This is a genomic window from Litchfieldia sinesaloumensis (genome assembly GCF_900156865.1).
In the GTDB taxonomy this organism is placed as follows: domain Bacteria; phylum Bacillota; class Bacilli; order Bacillales; family Bacillaceae_L; genus Ferdinandcohnia; species Ferdinandcohnia sinesaloumensis.
Window position 1 is genome coordinate 2,712,435 of sequence record NZ_LT732529.1, and the last position, 18,401, is coordinate 2,730,835.

Here is an 18,401-nt window from a genome sequence, read left to right on the forward strand (position 1 = left end):
TTAGTAATCTACTACTTTAAAGAATCGGATGAAGACCTTCCCACTTGACTGACCACGTACCGTCTTTCGGGAATCCTGGTGCATGTTCTTCTGAATGACCATGCCATCCACTAGCCATCATCGCAACCGCTGTAAGTAGACCACCGTTACCAGGTAAATATGCCGTCAAGCTTGGCCCCTGATAATTATGACCATTTGCTAGATAGGTATTCTTCGTCACTTCCATTAACAGGAAATCAACAGCCATCTCTGGTTCACCTAATCGAGCAGCAGTCATAGCACACATCGGAAAATCCCATCCCCATGCAGATTGCCAATCCCATACTTCATTGACTTTCTTTATTGTATTTCGCATAGCTTCTTCATCAATAAGTTTTCCTGGTAAGATTCCAAGTGCCGCAACCATTGATGGATGATCGTGATTGTAGTTTTCAAATGTATCTGGACAATTTTCATGTGCCAGATATACGCCATCAGAATGTGTTGGTTTTGCTAACGCATCTGCAACTTCTAACCATTTCGGGTTACTCTTTTTTTCCAATCTCTTCATCCACTCACTAGCAAGTTCGAGACCAAATTTCCAATACTCTAGTTCAAATGGTGGATTGAGGCTATCTTCAGGTTTATGATTTTCCTGTGCTGGAATTAACGGGGGTCCAAGTACAAATGCACCCTTCTCCTCGTCCCAAACCGCAAACGAAACCATAAACTCTGCCGTTTCTTTAATAATCTCGCTCCATCGTTCTAATGTTTCATGCGATGGATTTTCCCGATAAAATAATTCTGCGAGATAAATACAATGTGGCTGTTGCCAGATTAATGCCGGCGCAATCGGTGAAGGACTTTGCTTCCCATCAGGTCCTACTTGTTTTGGCCAGCGTGCACCACGATATCCCTGGTTTTCTGCTAGTTTTTGCGCAAGTGGTAAAATGGACTTGTACCAATCTAGGCTCTGCTCCAATAACTCGCCTCGTCCCCAAAGTGGAAAATGAGCTGCATGCCACCAATGCATTTCTAAATGAAACTTACCAAACCAGCTATTATACATATAACCGGTTTCCTGAGGAGGTGCATAACTGCTACTATGAAGAGCAGTTAGAAATTGAGACAAGACAATTCTTCGCTCTAATTCGTTTGCGCGTTCATCTGTACTTTCTGATAAATCAATAGCACCACCTTGATTCCAAAAATCTTGCCAGTATTGTTTACTACTCTCATGGATAGTTAAGAATTCTTTACTAGTAAAATTGGTTTCTGCAAAGCCAATCGTAAACTCTAATTCTCCTGAGTTTACTTGTGGATATAGTACAAATTCATGTGTTTTTTCTTGCACAATTTTTCCAGAAGTCCATCTCCACTTAACTTGGTATTCGTCCTCATCCATTTTTCGTTCGATAATTGCAGATTGATTTGACTCCAAAGCTAGTAATGAATGATGTCTTTCTTCATTACGCCAGTCCGGAAAAATCGTTTCTTCCCATGTATTCGAATACATATCAGGTGCTGGAAAACGTAGTGACACTTGTAATCGACCTTCGTTTAACAATGTAGATTGAACCCTTACTCCAATTTGATCGGTAGTGGGATCACATACAGTCGTGACTGACACTAAATGGTCCTCGATACGAAAGTCACTATAAAGTGTTCCTTCCCATAAATTTAATACCTGATTAATGCTATTTATATCTGTAATCGCAGCCTCTTCTTGATTTTCTTTGATGAATTTGAACGATAGCTGCCCTAAATGCAAGCGGTGTGGATTTTGCCTTAACCAATGATAAGCTTCTTTTTCAGCATCATTTGGATATAATGGATAGTCTACGGAACGACCATATGTTTCAAGCGATTGAAACGTAATATCATTTAGATCATATTTATTATGCTTATCAGTTGAATGCCATCCCCACTGGGCTTGTGTACCAAGCGGAACCTCATAACTACTAGGAAACGTTTGCAATCCTGTGATATCAGCAGTAAAGGCAAAATTTCTATTCCCAACCGAAAGTGGAGATAGAGAATCAACTGCCGACAATCTAGGAAAATGCCTTTCTACCAGTTTTTTTCTATTAATCATACTAACCACCTTACTAATTACCCATTAATTGGATAGGATTTAATAGTTATTTGTTGTTTCAATCAATAAAGATATATCAATTACGAATGTTTACTAGCACTAAAATTTTGTCATATTTACTAGAAAAACTATATAAAAAAGGGCAAATACTATACTTTTTATGTAGCCTTTTATAAAAAGAATGAACACATACTATAAAATTGTGATAATTTAGTATGTAAACACTTACAAGTTAAATCTACCACCGCTCACTTTGTTTGTCCAGTGGATAAAGTATATTTTTTGTTTTTTTTGTTTTTGTTTATGCACGATACCTTGGGTTGAAGAACCTTTTTTTAGTTGTTTTATGTTGAATTTACTGTTTTTATGTTAGATTTGCATAGTTTACTCGTTGCACAAACTATTTTTATATTTATAATGGTAGTAGAAAGTAACTCCTTTTTTGTGAGCGGTTAATTTTAGAAACATTTTTTATTTGGGGAGGAACAATAATGACGAAAATACAAAACCCTATTCTAACCGGCTTCAATCCAGATCCGAGTATTTGTCGGGCTGGAGAAGATTATTACATCGCTGTTTCCACTTTCGAATGGTTTCCGGGAGTAGGAATCTATCATTCAAAGGACTTAAAAAATTGGAAACTAGTATCAAGGCCTCTTAATCGTTTGAGCCAGTTGAATATGTTCGGCAGTCCTGATTCTGGTGGTATTTGGGCACCTCAATTATCGTATAGCGATGGACAATTCTGGCTCATTTATACCGATGTAAAAGGGATTCGTGGACGTTGGAAAGATTGTTATAACTACTTAGTTACTTGTGACACTATCGATGGAGAATGGTCAGAGCCTGTTCATTTAAATAGCTCGGGCTTTGATCCTTCCTTGTTTCACGATGATGATGGTAGAAAGTATTTAGCAAATATGGTTTGGGACCATCGCGTTGGCAACCATAATTTTTATGGAATTATCCTTCAACAATACAGTCACGAAGAGAAAAAACTAATCGGGAAAAAGGAAATCATTTTCCATGGCACAGATATTAAATTAACTGAGGCGCCTCATATCTATAAGGTGGACAACTATTACTATCTGTTAACTGCAGAGGGCGGTACAGAGTATGACCATCAAGCTACAATTGCACGTTCAGAAAACCTATGGGGACCTTATGAGATATATCCGGAACCGTTGATAACATCCAGGGGAGATATTAGAAATCCACTCCAAAAGGCTGGTCATGCCTCCATGGTTCACACACATACTGACGAGTGGTTTTTAGTCCACTTAACGGGGCGCCCTCTTCTCAAAGAAGAGAATGAACCTTTCTTAGCACCTCGCGGATTTTGTCCACTAGGTCGTGAAACAGCTATTCAACGAATAGAATGGAAAAATGACTGGCCACAAGTTGTTGGGGGAAATCAACCTTCACTTGAGATTGAAGGACCTGCAATTCCAGAGGTTAAGTGGGAAACAGAGGTTGAAGGAAAAGATGATTTTGATGGTGAAGTGTTAGGGTTGGACTTCCAAACATTACGCATACCTTTAGAAGAAAACATCCTCTCACTCAAAGACAGACCAGGACATTTACGTCTATACGGTAAAGAGTCGCTTACTTCCCAGTTCACACAAGCACATGTTGCACGACGCTGGCAGCACTTTAATTTCACGGCAGAAACAAAGGTTTCGTTCAATCCAGAGTCGTTCCAGCAGGCTGCAGGTATGGTCAATTATTACAATACTAATAATTGGACAGCCCTTCAAATAACATGGAACGAGGAAAAGGGACGGGTACTAGACCTTACAACCTGTGATAACTATGCACTTGAGCAACCACTTAAAGGAGAAGATATTGTCATCCCGAATGAAGTTGAATATGTGTATATTCGTACAATCGTCAAGATGAATACGTATCAATATACTTATTCATTCGATGGAACGAATTGGGAAACAATCCCTGTTACCTTTGCTTCAAAAAAACTATCAGATGAGTATATTAAGGGTAGTGCTTTTACAGGAGCATTCGTGGGTATGCAATGCCAAGATTCTACCGGCCAAAAGCTACATGCTGATTTTGATTATTTTATTTATAAACCCGAGGAAAGCTAATTTGTTTATTTCTAGAAATCTAAAAAGGTCGGCAGGAGCATGTTTATGCTTCTGCCGACCTTTTTATAGACTGTTAGTTAAAAAAAATCCCTACTTAATTACTATATAATCCAAATCCACGAGTTTTGCATACGTAACAATTTGATCAGTCGTTACATTCAATGAAACTACCGTATGATGCCCTCCACCATTCTCAATCCAAGCTTTGACGCCATCTTGGAAGTTTGGCTTAACCTCCCAAAGCACACGTGCAACTGGTAAGTTTGGTGCTGGAACAGTTGGTTCAAATGCAGAAACTTCGTTGATTAAAAGTTTAAAATGGCTACCAAAGTCTGCCATCGAAACAACAACACCTTCTCCTGCTTTACCGTCAAATACCAAACGTGCTGGATCTTCACGGTCACCAATACCTAAAGGCGAGACTATAATTTTAGGTTTATTACTTGCTAATGTGGGGTCTACTTCGAGCATATGTGACTGAAGAACGGATTCCTGACCAGCCGCTAACTCATATGTATAATCCTCCATAAATCCCGTCGATTGGTTATGGCTCATGACTTTGAGTAAACGATCGAGAGCTGCTGTTTTCCAATCTCCTTCACCCGCAAATCCATAGCCTTGTGCCATCAACCGTTGAACCGCTAGACCCGGGAGTTGTTTCATCCCATATAAATCTTCAAAGTTTGTTGTGAAGGCACTGTAACCACCAGCATCGAGGAAACGCTTAATTGCAATTTCATAGCTTGCTTGAACTTTTACACTAGCTTCCCAATCTTCTTTAGAATAAGAACCGTAATCAAATTCATAAGCAGATTCATATTCCGCAAATAAAGCATCTACTTCTTCATCCGTCACTTCGTTCACATATTGAACGAGGTCCCCGATTCCAAAGTAATCAACTGTCCATCCCAATTGAATTTGTGCTTCAATTTTATCGCCATCCGTTACGGCTACATTTCGCATATTGTCACCAAAGCGAGCTACCTTAATAGTAAAACTCTCATTATATGCAACCGCTACATCCATCCATTCTGCAATTTGCGTTTGCACCTCTGGGCGTTTCCAGTATCCAACGACCACTTTATTTTGCTTTTTTAATCGAGCATTTATAAAACCATATTCGCGATCTCCATGGGCTGACTGGTTTAAATTCATGAAGTCCATATCAATCGACGCCCAAGGTATACTTTCATTGTATTGAGTCGCTAAATGGAGTAATGGTTTCTGCAATAACTTCGTTCCACGAATCCACATTTTCGCAGGTGAAAAGGTATGCATCCATGTGATTACACCAGCAACCTCATCACGGTAATTGACCTCTTTCATGAGGCTTGTGATTTTGTCTGCGCTAACAGCTAAATCCTGTAATACTAACGGATAAGGCAGTACACCACTCTCATTTAAGACATCCGTCATTTCCTGCGCATGCGCTCTAACTTCTGCTAGCGCTTCTTCTCCATATAGATGTTGTGAGCCTACAACGAACCAAAATTCCTTTTTCCCGATAGTTGACATCATAACCCTCTTTTCTTAGATTTATAGTTTCTTTTGGCGATTACTTTTGTCCGTAATATGCGTTTTTCCCATGCTTACGTAAGTAATGCTTATCTAAAACGCGTTGTGGCAATGTCTCTGCAAAATGATTTAGTTCTCGTGAGAACAAGTTCATTTTTGCCACTTCATCTAATACAACACTATTAATTACGGCCGATTTAACATCCCTACCCCATGTAAATGGACCGTGACCCTTAAGCAAAACCCCTGGCACCGCCAATACATCGATTCCACGTTCTTCAAATGTTTCGATAATAACATGACCCGTTTGCGCTTCGTAGCCCTGGTCAATTTCCTCTTGTGTTAAAAATCGAGCGCACGGAATAGAACCATAGAATGTATCAGCATGAGTCGTCCCCATTGCAGGAACATCAAGACCCGCTTGAGCCCAGATAGTTGCCCATGTTGAATGCGTGTGTACGATACCACCAATTTCTGGATAGTGGTTATAGAGTACTGCGTGAGTCATTGTATCTGAAGAAGGATTCATCTCTCCTTCAACTACATTGCCCTCCAAATCAACAACAACCAAATCACTTGGCTTCAATGTTTCATATTGAACACCGCTTGGCTTGATAACAAATAATCCACTCTCACGATCAATTGCACTTGCGTTTCCCCATGTAAATTTAACAAGTCCGTGTTTAGGCAATTCCAGATTCGCCTGATACACTTCTTCCTTCAGTTGTTCTAACATGCTACCCTCTCCCTCTATCTTGTCATTGAAGCAAATGATCTACAGCAACTCGCTCAATTTCTAGCCCTTTTTTGTAACGTTCAATAAATACCTCAAATCCTTTCACGTCGGTAGAATCAGGATTGATTACTACCCCATCAATTCCTTTAAACACCTTCTGTTCGAGAAAATCTTCTAATCTATCATTCTTGTTTTCATCTAACATATAAGATGCAAGGATGGCCATTCCCCACGCCCCACCTTCACCGGCAGTCTCCATTACTGAAACTGGAGTCTCCATTGCAGCTGCCACCATTTTTTGTCCGACAATAGGCGTTTTAAATAACCCACCATGAGCTAAAATACTATCTATCCCTACATGTTCATTCTTTTTTAGAATATCCATACCAATTTTCAAGGCTCCAAAAGCGGTAAACAGATGTGTCCTCATAAAGTTTGCTAGATTGAATTTACTCTCTGGGGATCGAACAAACAATGGACGTCCACTCTCTAATCCTGTAATGTTTTCACCTGAAAAATATCCATAGCTTAGTAGTCCACCACCGTCTGGGTCTGCTTCCAAAGCTTTATTGAACATGACACTAAATAGTTGTGAAGGTTCTACCTTGAATCCCATCGCCTCAGCGAATTCACTGAACAATCCGAGCCATGCATTGAGATCACTTGAACAGTTATTGGCGTGGACCATCGCAACTGGACTACCGTTCGGCGTCATTACTAAATCGATTTCTGGATATACGTTTGATAGATCTTCTTCTAAAACAATCATGGCAAAAACAGACGTTCCTACTGAGATATTGCCGGTGCGTTTCCTTACACTATTCGTTGCAACCATTCCTGTTCCAGCATCACCTTCTGGTGGACAGAATGGTATACCAGGCTGTAAATCTTGTGATGGATCAAGTATTTTAACTCCACGTTCGGTTAGATTCCCAGCATGTTCCCCTGAGGTATACACTTTAGGAAGAATGTTTTTTAGTTTCCAAGGAAAATTTCCCATCAATATTTCATCATCAAACTGGTCGAGCATCGCTTGATTGTAGTCTTTTGTTTTTTCATCGATTGGAAACATACCAGAAGCATCACCAATTCCAATTGCTTTGTTACCTGTTAGCAACCAGTGAATGTAACCAGCTAGCGTAGTCAGATATTCAATTCGTGGGACATGTTCCTCATCATTTAAGATTGCTTGATAGAGGTGTGCGATACTCCAACGTTCAGGGATATTGAATTGAAATCTCTCTGTTAGTTCCTTAGCTGCCTGACCTGTCGTTGCATTTCGCCATGTCCGAAATGGTACTAACAACTCACCCTTTTCGTCAAAAGCCATATACCCGTGCATCATTGCAGAAATTCCAATCGAACCAATCGAACGAATTGTAATTCCAAATTTCTGTTCAACTTCATCTTTGAGTTCACGATAAGCTGTTTGCAAACCGATAATGACGCTTTCTAAGTTGTACGTCCAAAACCCATTTTCCAACCTATTTTCCCATTCATAACTACCAGATGCGATTGTTTCAAATTGTTTATTAATCAAAACCGCTTTAATTCGAGTCGACCCAAATTCAATTCCAAGCGAAGTTTCTCCCATAGCAATAGCTTGTTTCATGCCTTCATGTTTCACCTTCATGTTACATCCCCTCTCCAGCACAGTTTCACAATATATGTAAAATTCTATTTCTCTAATTATGATAAACGTTTACAATAAAAGTATATTTTTTGTACGTACATTTGTCAACGTATAATAAAATTAGTACTGACATAGTTTGATGTATATGTTTCTTAAAAGTTAAGTTTAAGATGTAACTAATAGCTTTTAATTAAAAATAAGCTATGATAAAGTATGTACGTACAACTTATTTAATTAAAAAGATTTGAACATGAACAATTATGAAAGCAGTGAGGATATGAAACCAAAATATCAAGTCATCATAGAAGATATAAAAAGTAAGATTCTATCAGGAGATTACATCGTTGGAGAACAGATCCCAACTGAATTCACTCTTCAAGAAACATACAATGTTAGCCGACACACAGTCAGAAAAGCGATTTTAGAACTTTCGAATGAAGGTTTCTTACGAAGTGAAAAAGGTTCTGGGACCTATGTTAGTAATCAATTTCGCTCATCAGGAGGAACGACCAAAAAGAAAATAATCGGTGTCATTACCACCTATATTTCCGACTATATATTCCCCTCAATCATTCGTGGAATTGAACGAAGATTAAATGAGGATAATTATTCTTTACTATTAGCGAGTACAAATAACGATGTGGAACAAGAAAAAAAAGCATTAGAAATGATGTTATCCTTCGGGGTAGACGGCTTAATTGTTGAACCTACTAAGAGTAATCTGTACAACCCGAATATTGCCTACTACCTTTCCTTTAAGGAGCAAGATATCCCATTCATTATGATCAATGCCTATTACGAAGAATTAGACGCCCCTTTCCTTTGCCTTGATGATGTAAAATCTAGCTATTTAGCAACAAATGAATTGATTTCGAAAGGACATAAACAAATTGGGCTAATCTCAAAAACAGACGATTTACAGGGGAAATACCGTATGAAGGGGTACATAAAAGCACTTGGAGATGCCAAGTTACGGTTTCAACAAGAGCAAGTGTTTTCGTACAATACTGAAACGAAACCAGACTTATCAAATGATTTGAAGAAATTCTTGAATGAAAACAGAGATGTGTTGTCAGCCATTGTTTGCTATAACGATGAGGTCGGGTTAGAAGTATTAAATGTATGCAGACAACTAGAAATCCAGGTGCCGGACAAATTATCAATTATAGGTCAAGACAATTCGTATATCGCCCAAAATGCTAATGTCAAACTGACTACTTTAACACATCCTCAAGAACAGATGGGTCGAGATGCTGCTGATTGGATTATTAAGAAATTACAAGGTAAAAAAGACTTACCAAAAGAAACACTTTATGAACCGCTGTTAATTGAGGGAGAAACAGTTAAAAAAGTTGAAAACCATTAGTATCAAGAAGAAAAGCAACGCCTGTATGAGACGTTGCTTCTCTTTTTTACTCTCCTATTTTTATTATCTTATATTCAAACGGATCAAGTTCAAGCTTTCCGGGACTCACTACACTGTTTGTCTTTAGATCAACAGCAGACTCAGGAATTGTCACTGAACCAGCGTTACCGTCCATATTGATGATAAACCATACATTAAAGCCGTCACCTTGTCTTGGAGCGACAATGGTTCCTTCTGTTACATCTGATTTTATAGTAACATTTGCTTCTTGTGAGTAATGGTTGATTAGCTTTTGAAGAAGTAGGTCTCCAGCCTCCTCCATAGGTAAGGACCCAAGCATAACAATCTTTCCAGCCCCTAAAGAATGCTCTGTTATGAATGATTTCCCTTGTGATAACCCTTCTTCTATAGTTCCAATTGATGTATTGTCTTCGGATTCGAAGACTGAACTCCATAAACCTAATGGTGCAGAGACATCAAAGGCACGACCGATACTTCCAGTCCCGTCCATCGGATAGGTATAGAGCACATTAACTCCAGTAAGCTCTTCAAGCTGACCTAATGCTCGATCCGTATGAATTGTATGGTTCTCGGTACGTCCACCTGTTAGTGGACCCACAATCCAAATTCCACCATTCTCAACAAATTTCTGCGCACGCTCAATATATTCGGAAGATAGATGGTGTAGAAATGGTGTAAATAATAGTTTATATCCATCTAAACTTGCCCCTTCAGGCAGTAAATCTCGATGAATCCCCATATTTACGACCCGCTTATAAAAGTCTCCAAGTAACGCACGATAACTCAGCCCCCGGTGAGGCTCAGTCTTCATGAACACATCGCCTTTGTCAGAATAGGTAATGGCTAGTTCTGCTTGAGAAGGTTCTGTTGACACGATAATTTCTTCAATTTCTTTTCTCATTTCTTCTACTTCTAGAACATTTTCATACCCGACAGTCGGTTTACCCCATGCACTTATAACAGAGCCATGTGGCTGTTCGCAGCCTGCACGCTGTTGTCTCCAAAGCCAATAACAAAAGGCCTCTGCCCCTAGTGCATATGCAGCTACTGCCTCTGCCTTCAAATAACCATTTGGATGTGGAGTAGCATGGCTTGCTAATGATGCTGCATATGACGGGCTTGTCTCCATTACCCAATGGTTCGTTCCCTTTTTAAAATTTCTATATAAATCATGGAGCATAAGGTAATTTTGAAAATTGTCAATCATTGCATATGTATCAAATGATGCAAAATCTAAGTTTTCAAATAGACGTTCATTATCAACATCAAAGAAAACAGTGCTGTTATGGGTGATCGGAGATTTCGAGTACTTTCTAATAATTTCAGCCTGTTCATCAGCAAACTCAGCTATTTTCTCCATCGAGAAGAGCTGGTACATTGTGCTTAATGATGAATTGTGCAAAAATGGTGCCGGTCCTGGCTGAGGCACTTGTTCAAAGCTCAGATAAGCCTCACTCCAAATGTCAGCTCCCCATGCCTCATTTAAGTTTTCAATGGTTTCATAGCGTTCCTTTAACCAAATATGCCACTGTTCCTTACAAGTTGGACACATACATTCACTCACATGGCATTTAAACTCATTATCGAGTTGCCATCCAATAACTCCCGGGAGGCTCCCAACAGCTTTTGCTAGATTTTCAGTAATGAGTGCTGCTCTTTCCCGGAAATATGGATGGTTCGTACATGGGTGCTGTCTTGACCCGTGCCCCATCACCTTTCCGTCTCGATCAACATACATTCGTTCAGGATGTCCATGACTAAACCAAATTGGAGGAGTAGGCGTTGGTGTGCACATCACGATTTCTATCCCATTTTCATGGAGTTGTTCAATGATATTCACGAAGAAACTCAGGTCAAATTCTCCTTCCACCGGCTCCATCTTAGACCATGCAAATTCTCCGATTCTGACAACATTAATACCTGTTTGTTTCATTAATCTAATATCTTCTGCAATTACGGACTCATTCCATAGTTCAGGATAATACGCGACGCCATGATATAATTTCTTGCTCATAATTCTCATCACCTCAACTAGTATTTTATATCTATAAAACTATTCTTTTATGAAAGACCTGATAGGTAGCTTTAGTTCCTTAATACCTTCAATAACGAGGCTTCCGACAGCCTTTGCACCATGTTCACAAAAATGAGTGTTATCCTGTATTCCATCCGGATAATTGGGATTTTGGTTTGGCTCAAACATGGTAAATAGTTGTTTGGAACCTTCAGGACCCAACTCTTCATATAATGTTTTTGTTTTTTCCCATAGATTAATAAGTTGGACATCGAGTTTTTCAGCTAACCCAATCATCGCCTCCGGAAAATCACCTAGACTATTTACAATCTTCCCTTGCTCATCAAATGTTCTCCGGTGTACAGACGTAACCAAAACAGGAATTGCACCTTTTTCCCTGGCTCCCTCAACGTACTGAGCTAAATTGGATTGATATGTGGTAAACGGTTCAGTTCCAAATGACTTTTGGTCATTATGGCCAAATTGAATAAATAAATAATCATTCGGTTTGATGAAATGAAGGATGGTGTCTAAATAGCCCTGTTCCATAAACGTATTTGTACTTGCACCACCCTTTGCAAAGTTATGAACCTTCACCTTCTCTGTAAAAAAGGATTGAAACAATTGTCCCCAACCAGCCATTGGTGCCTCATATTTTGGACAACTTGCAACTGTTGAATCTCCTGCTAAAAAAAGATTGGTCACATCGGTTACTGTATGTTCATTCACTGTTCACTCCCCCTTATCAAGAAATATTTCCGCTAGTTGAATGGCTAACTCATCGTCTGATAATGGATTACGATGGGTATTCTCTAAGTAAATATGCTTTTCTGTTTCAGGCATGAGGTATTCCTTGTACCACAAAAAGAAATGTGGACTGTCACCATGCATACGTACAAACTTTCGAGCTGTATCAAGAGAGTATATCGTACTCTCTATATTCGTTAACCAGTCCGCACGGTAAAAGTTTTTCCACTTTCCATGCTCCGCACGTTGGAATGCTTGTTGTCCAATTTTATATTCGTCTATTACTTGTGACAGGTAAACAAATGCCAAGGGATACTGGCTTTGGTGGTAGGCCTCGTATGCTCGACATAGTTTCTCAAATCCTTTACAGCCAGACAGATGCAACTCCACTTGTAAAATAAATTGATCATAGAATCGTGTTTGATCTTCTTTAGTTAGTTGTGGTACTAGTTCCAGGCATTCCTTTAAAAGCTCTTCCCATCCAACCAAAGCAGCCTCACACTTTTCTTTAAACCACTGAACCTGTTCTAAAAAGGGTAGATCACCTGTTGCCCAAAATAGTTTTGGTTCAGATTCGTTTGATTTCCCTTGTAACCATTGCCCAATAATTCTTCTAGCATTATGATGGTAAAATTCCTCTCCTGCTCGATCATCGAGATGTACACCGTAAGGAATAGTTCTTTCAAAGTAGCTTTTGTATAGGTTGATAATCTCCTTTGAATTCGACGAATAAAGACGTTTCACAAATGTATGAATATGTTCTTCTATGTCTACATATCCGGTATTCCAGAGTTCACTAATTAAATCTAATGTATAGAGATGTGGGCGTATGTTTCCACTATTCAACAACAAATAAGAGTGCGCTCCTTTAGAGAAGGCGTTTTCCACTTCTTCTTTGATTAAGATAGGCGGAGATGGAAACATCGTCAAATGATTAGATGCCTGGAGATCATGAAACGTAACATGATAATAAATACCGTGTTCTCCTGTATCTTGTTCTGTTGGCAAGGCTGGGATTCTCATATTCTCATTTCCCTGACGTCGTGATACCATTTTCCCGTAGCCATTATCAGCCCATATTTTAATAATGTCATCAGGAACATCAATATGACCAGACTTGTAAAGCTCAGCTATCTCTCCATATAGCGCCATACAGCACACTGGTTCTTTAACAGCTTTACGTACCATCTCATATTGCCTTTTCACTACCTTTGAGATCATCGCACCTCGTTTTTCCGGGGTATCAAATTGTGGGTCATATAACCAGAACGGTGCATCCCCTTGCCCTCGAAATGATAAAACCCACACAATCTTATCGCCTTTTTGTTTTTGAATCGCTTCTTCCCATAATGTTTCAAATAGTTCTGGATGTTCTCGATAACTTGGCGTTTTATAAGGGTACGATCGCAAAAACATCTCGGCACCTAGAGGTTCAGCATGATGATGAGTTACCCATAACCCCATTTCAGCTGCTAACTCCGCATGAATACCATGCCTCGGAAGGTCTGTTCCTGGAATGACCATATTTCCACCACTTCTTAGTAACGCTTCAAATACGGGATACCAAACTTCCTTTGTTGGAGGATAATCATCTTTCCAACCAATCAGACAAACCTCATCATTTACAAACCAACCACGATATTTGACTTTTCTTCCGACAGAGTTATAGTCTACTGTTGGTATTTGTATGTTCTGTTTAGGTTTTACCGGTATATCCGCCCAAAACCAAAATGGATCTACCCCTAAATACGTTTCACTATAATGAAGTAATCCATATATGATTCCTAAATCGTCATATCCAATTATATGAAGTGTCGACCTTCCATTCACCTCTTCAAAACGAAAACTAAAGGCTTCTGGTCTCTCAAGACATTCCGCTTCATTCTCTGCATAGCGAATCACAATATCTACATTTTCACAATTTACTGTTTTGCATGTTGGCATTTCTCCGAATACCTTTTGATGGTCTCTACTAATCATATCTAGGGCATGCTGTACTGGAGTTGTTACCTGTTCGGGTATGGAAAGGACTGAGTTCTTATCTATCACTACATATGTATACTCCATCTTCTCTCCTTCTTTCATATTGAAACTTTAGCAAACTCATAACCTAGTTATTCAAATGGCCTGTGAGGATTAATTCCCACAGGCTAGTCAATTAAAGCGTATTTTCTTTTTTTATTAATTGTGATAGAAAAGCTAACGTTAAGCCTTGTCCCCATCCCTGTACACGTTTAAAAGGAACCCCCTTATAACCATCGGCATCATGCATAACTGCAGTTCCGGATGATACTCCCATCACAGAACCATCTTCTTTTATTTTTCCAAGTATTCCATGTATCGATCTTTGAACGTATTTGTTATATAATTTCCCTCTGGTAAGGAGTGCAGCAGCAATCCCTGCAGATCCAGATGTTTCAAGATAAGACGTTTGATCATCCACAATCGTATGCCAAAGTCCTGTTTCTGATTGTAATCGAACCAAGGTACTTAATTGGTCACGCAATGAATCAGCAATAATCATGTACGATGGATCCTGAACCTCAATATACTCTAGAGCTCTTGCCATCGTGTAAGCTGCCCAACCATTACCTCTTGCCCAAAAGATTCCAGACATATGATTTTGAGCTAGATTATCCCATCCATGGTAATAAAGATTGGTGTCGTCATCTTGTAGGAATTTTTCATGACCATGATACTGCTTTAATCCAAATTGAAAATAGTCTTCTCTCTCTAACAAATGACCAATTCGTAATAGAAAATAGCCGGCCATAAACATCGTGTCTACCCAAGCTTGTTCAGGAAACTGATATTTATCTCCATTTACCGTATGCTGCAATACACCATCATCGAAACGCTCTGCATCATGTAGTAAAAAGTCAGCCATTTTTATCGCATTTTCAATATACTTTTCTTCGTTCGTTGCTTTATATAAGGTTAGAAGAATGTGACCAATTGATGAAGCATTCACAGTTAATTGTGGAAGACCATCCTCTAGTTCCTCATCTACCCATTTCTTTATGTATTGTAAATATTTATCCTCACCGGTTGCTTCATAAGCTGTAGCAATTCCATAAAATGCAACCCCTCCTGGCCAATCCCAGCTAAAGTCCATATTCATCGTCCGTTCAACAACCTGGTCAATTGCTTGACTAATTTTATTTTCTTCAAGTACTAGCTGTGGCATATTAATCCTCCTCATTTGTTTACAATAAGCCTCATCTTAATTATATGGAAACGATTTCACTGGATAAATGCAAAATTCAGATTTTTATAATCAAAAAACAGTGTTTTCTTAATAACTAAAACGTCCCAAAGAAACAATTTCTTTGGGACTTCCTAACAATTAATGATCCTTAACTTACCTACCATTTCCCTTTTAATTTAAACAACCCAAGCAGTTCGCCTACAGTAACTTCTGCAGCCGGGTTAAACTGATCACTCATAAGATAATGGATATTCTCATGCAGAAGGAACTCTACCTCAGGTCGTTTCAGGTTTTCTAGAATCTTGAACGTAGAAACGAATAGTTTACCTTCTCCTACCTTCACCTCAAATGAATAGGCTAACTGCTTTCCACGGTTGTGGTTATCGATTACTTCCACAATCGGGTTTATTTGTGGAACTGTTTCTAAATTAATAGCTGTTGCTCTGTCCACTAAATGGAACCAATTCCAATTTGAACGTCCATCATGTGGGAAGCCGTTAAGTGACGGATGATCGTGAATGATCATACCCATTGTTGTACCAATTTGTGCTGGGAACCAAATATAATTCCAAAAGATTGGGAGAAACCTAGTTTTTACTTCGTCAAACTGATTTCCTTCCTCAGCAATAATCCAGGCCTTCCCACCATCAAGTAAAAATTGTAAAAGTTCCGTTGATAGATGATCGGATATTGCTAGATCGATATCAGATTCCTCTTTGTAGCTAAAGCCCTCAAAGCCTATCTTTCCGGTAAACCTTGCTCCATAGAGTGAGATTCCAAGCTTAGAAACGTCTGTCCAAATTCTACTTGCAGCCTTATGAAGTATTGGTCTTTTGTATGTCCAAAATTCCCATTCATTTTCTACAGTTTTGCCTTCTGCTACAAGCTTAACAACTAAAGTCAGTGATAAACTACAATCAGCAGGTGTATCCACTTCAACTATTCCAATTGGGCTGACATTCCCTGGAGCAATTGAAGCAACTGGAATCGTTCCAGATTGGAGAATTTTTTGATTATCTGCTAATTCCCATATCAGCTTACTGTTCTGAAATGAATCAGCACTATAATTCGAAACGTCTATGGTTACTCGAAGTTTTTCCCCCGCGTAATGTGTTCTATTTAATGATCTCATTAAGACCACAACTTCATCATTAAAGGAACGGAATTGTTCAGGAGAAATTGTTCCTTTATTGTCCCAGAACACATCCAGAACCCCTGTCGTTGCATGACCTTGGCCAGGAAAATCTCGTATATCTAATAATTGAATACCTGATAAACCAGATGTTCTTCTCGCTCTTTCAATATTTTCCTTATAAGCTCTTTTCTGCAAGGTCCCTGAGGCTTCGATAAATTCGTCAATCCGCCCTAGTTTCCCTTTCTTTTCTAATGTTGCCATTGTTGTTTCTAACCAGTGCGGACGTAAAACACCTTTGTATTTATCCGCCTCTTGTGGTCTGACATACATCGTGAATTGACCATGCTCATGTGCCAGTATTGGTCTTTCCTCTTGCATGGTTACGACATTATAATCCTCGAAGGTGTTAGGTGTCCCAGCGAAATTATTATTCAATGGAGGGTGAGCATTTAATGATGGAATAAAAAAATCACCTTCACGATCATGTGCTGGAAGACGTCCAAATCCTGTATTATCAGTATATAATCTTGTTGAATCTAGTGTCCTGCATAACTTCACCATTTCATTTAATGCTTCATGTCCTTGTGGACTAATTAATTCATTCCCTGGTGAAAGTAATACAAATGATGGATGCTCATTTAATGATTCAACGACTCGATATAACTCTCTAGTTAGGAAGTCATGTACATCCTTATCAGGTTCCTTTGCCCTGTTCTTATATATCGCAGACCAATGTGGCAGCTCTGTTTGTACTAACATGCCTTCCTCATCAGCAGCTTCCCAGAACGGTTTTGGTGGTGTCCATCCATGTAATCTGACATGATTGAAACCGTATTGCTTAACGGTTTTAAATTGCTTGCTATAATCTTCCTTTTTCCAGCTTGGATAACCTGTTTGCGGAAAAATACAACAATCTACGTAGCCCCTTAAAAATTTTGGTGCACCATTTAATAGAATTTGTTTACCCTTCGCCACTATTGATCGGATTCCAAGGGTACGCAATTGCTGATCAATTTTACCTTGCGAATGAATAATTGTAGCATTTAGATGATAGAGATAAGGGTTTCGGTCGTCCCAACACATATAATCCTCCCAAAGGTCGATTGTAAGTTTTTGCATGTCATGGGAAGTATCGATTGGTTGCTGAGTTTCATGAACAACCACGCCATCCTTTTTAAGAATCTGGATAGACAAGTGGCTGTCTGTACTTAGCAACTGACTATTTTTTATCCTTATTTCTACATCGATGTATTTTTTCTCTGGCCGCGGGAATATCCTAACATCCTGAATATTTATTTTAGGAAGTACCTCCAGAGAAACGCCACCTGTAATTCCACCCCAATTCGTTGCGGTATGATATGAATGAATATGACTATCATGAAGAGGGTATTTCATTTCATTGTTAACATAAATTACGATACTATTTGATTCACCCATTTTTATGAATTCAGTCACATCAAAGACATGATCACTTACGAGACTTTCGCCTTCTCCAGCAAGTTGACCATTAACCCATACCTTCGTCATCCACCGAACTCCAGATATGACTAGTTTTATGAATTGATTGTTGCAATCTTCAGGAATAAACACGTCTCTGGAATACCATGCTGTACCTACGTACTCATGCAGCTTTTTCCAAGTTCCTATTGGATTATGTGTAGATGGTTTTCCAAATCCTTGCTCCTCCCATGAGCCAGGCACGTTTATCATGGATTTCTCTAGAGAACTAGCGATATCACTTTCAGAATATTTTTTCTCCGGATCTAACGTAAAGCTCCATTCTCCATTTAAATTGAGCCGTCTTCTCGTATCTACTTTTAGCGTATTGAGCATTCTATTCCCTCCACATT

The 18,401-nt window shown here is 39.1% G+C and carries 11 protein-coding genes; 2 read left to right on the forward strand and 9 right to left on the reverse strand.

The window, feature by feature from the left end; translation table 11 throughout:
* Window positions 1-16: 16 nt before the first annotated feature.
* Entirely contained in the window at window positions 17-2,074 is a 2,058-nt protein-coding gene (locus CZ490_RS13490) for a glycoside hydrolase family 65 (RefSeq protein WP_077619373.1), read from the reverse strand.
* Window positions 2,075-2,565: 491 nt separating this feature from the next.
* On the opposite strand from CZ490_RS13490, the gene CZ490_RS13495 reads away from it, so the two are divergent.
* Complete coding sequence (locus CZ490_RS13495) at window positions 2,566-4,176, forward strand: glycoside hydrolase family 43 protein (protein ID WP_077619374.1); 1,611 nt, start codon at window positions 2,566-2,568, stop codon at window positions 4,174-4,176.
* Window positions 4,177-4,266: 90 nt separating this feature from the next.
* Here CZ490_RS13495 and araA read toward each other — a convergent pair whose 3' ends face one another.
* From araA to CZ490_RS13510, 3 genes are read right to left on the reverse strand one after another with little or no spacing between them, the layout of a single operon-like run.
* Complete coding sequence (araA, locus tag CZ490_RS13500; protein ID WP_077619375.1) at window positions 4,267-5,691, reverse strand: L-arabinose isomerase; 1,425 nt, start codon at window positions 5,689-5,691, stop codon at window positions 4,267-4,269.
* A gap of 40 nt (window positions 5,692-5,731) precedes the next feature.
* A complete protein-coding gene (locus CZ490_RS13505; RefSeq protein ID WP_077619376.1) occupies window positions 5,732-6,427 on the reverse strand; it encodes an L-ribulose-5-phosphate 4-epimerase in 696 nt (231 codons plus the stop codon).
* Window positions 6,428-6,449: 22 nt separating this feature from the next.
* Window positions 6,450-8,060 (reverse strand): xylulokinase, encoded by a 1,611-nt coding sequence (locus tag CZ490_RS13510; RefSeq protein WP_077619377.1) that lies wholly within the window; start codon window positions 8,058-8,060, stop codon window positions 6,450-6,452.
* A gap of 277 nt (window positions 8,061-8,337) precedes the next feature.
* Here CZ490_RS13510 and CZ490_RS13515 point away from each other — a divergent pair, with 277 nt between their 5' ends.
* A complete protein-coding gene (locus CZ490_RS13515; protein ID WP_077621064.1) occupies window positions 8,338-9,426 on the forward strand; it encodes a GntR family transcriptional regulator in 1,089 nt (362 codons plus the stop codon).
* A gap of 46 nt (window positions 9,427-9,472) precedes the next feature.
* Here the strand turns inward: CZ490_RS13515 and CZ490_RS13520 are convergent, their stop codons facing one another.
* From CZ490_RS13520 to CZ490_RS13540, 5 genes are all read right to left on the reverse strand, one after another.
* Window positions 9,473-11,461, reverse strand: a complete 1,989-nt coding sequence (locus CZ490_RS13520) for a beta-galactosidase (protein WP_077619378.1) — start codon at window positions 11,459-11,461, stop codon at window positions 9,473-9,475.
* Window positions 11,462-11,500: 39 nt separating this feature from the next.
* Complete coding sequence (locus CZ490_RS13525; protein ID WP_234987234.1) at window positions 11,501-12,190, reverse strand: rhamnogalacturonan acetylesterase; 690 nt, start codon at window positions 12,188-12,190, stop codon at window positions 11,501-11,503.
* A gap of 3 nt (window positions 12,191-12,193) precedes the next feature.
* Window positions 12,194-14,275, reverse strand: a complete 2,082-nt coding sequence (locus CZ490_RS13530) for a glycosyl hydrolase 115 family protein (protein ID WP_142255381.1) — start codon at window positions 14,273-14,275, stop codon at window positions 12,194-12,196.
* 91 nt (window positions 14,276-14,366) lie between these two features.
* The gene (locus tag CZ490_RS13535; RefSeq protein ID WP_077619380.1) at window positions 14,367-15,395 is read right to left on the reverse strand and encodes a glycoside hydrolase family 88/105 protein; all 1,029 of its coding nucleotides are present in this window, start codon (window positions 15,393-15,395) and stop codon (window positions 14,367-14,369) included.
* Between the two features lie 178 nt (window positions 15,396-15,573).
* Window positions 15,574-18,384 (reverse strand): glycoside hydrolase family 2 protein, encoded by a 2,811-nt coding sequence (locus CZ490_RS13540; protein ID WP_077619381.1) that lies wholly within the window; start codon window positions 18,382-18,384, stop codon window positions 15,574-15,576.
* Between the last annotated feature and the right edge of the window lie 17 nt (window positions 18,385-18,401).

Bases quoted from the DNA above. Each gene is read 5' to 3' on its own strand.
- CZ490_RS13490 (WP_077619373.1), bottom strand. From the start codon at position 2,074: ATGATTAATAGAAAAAAACTGGTAGAAAGGCATTTTCCTAGATTGTCG.
- CZ490_RS13495 (WP_077619374.1), top strand. From the start codon at position 2,566: ATGACGAAAATACAAAACCCTATTCTAACCGGCTTCAATCCAGATCCG.
- araA (WP_077619375.1), bottom strand. From the start codon at position 5,691: ATGTCAACTATCGGGAAAAAGGAATTTTGGTTCGTTGTAGGCTCACAA.
- CZ490_RS13505 (WP_077619376.1), bottom strand. From the start codon at position 6,427: ATGTTAGAACAACTGAAGGAAGAAGTGTATCAGGCGAATCTGGAATTG.
- CZ490_RS13510 (WP_077619377.1), bottom strand. From the start codon at position 8,060: ATGAAGGTGAAACATGAAGGCATGAAACAAGCTATTGCTATGGGAGAA.
- CZ490_RS13515 (WP_077621064.1), top strand. From the start codon at position 8,338: ATGAAACCAAAATATCAAGTCATCATAGAAGATATAAAAAGTAAGATT.
- CZ490_RS13520 (WP_077619378.1), bottom strand. From the start codon at position 11,461: ATGAGCAAGAAATTATATCATGGCGTCGCGTATTATCCTGAACTATGG.
- CZ490_RS13530 (WP_142255381.1), bottom strand. From the start codon at position 14,275: ATGGAGTATACATATGTAGTGATAGATAAGAACTCAGTCCTTTCCATA.
- CZ490_RS13535 (WP_077619380.1), bottom strand. From the start codon at position 15,395: ATGCCACAGCTAGTACTTGAAGAAAATAAAATTAGTCAAGCAATTGAC.
- CZ490_RS13540 (WP_077619381.1), bottom strand. From the start codon at position 18,384: ATGCTCAATACGCTAAAAGTAGATACGAGAAGACGGCTCAATTTAAAT.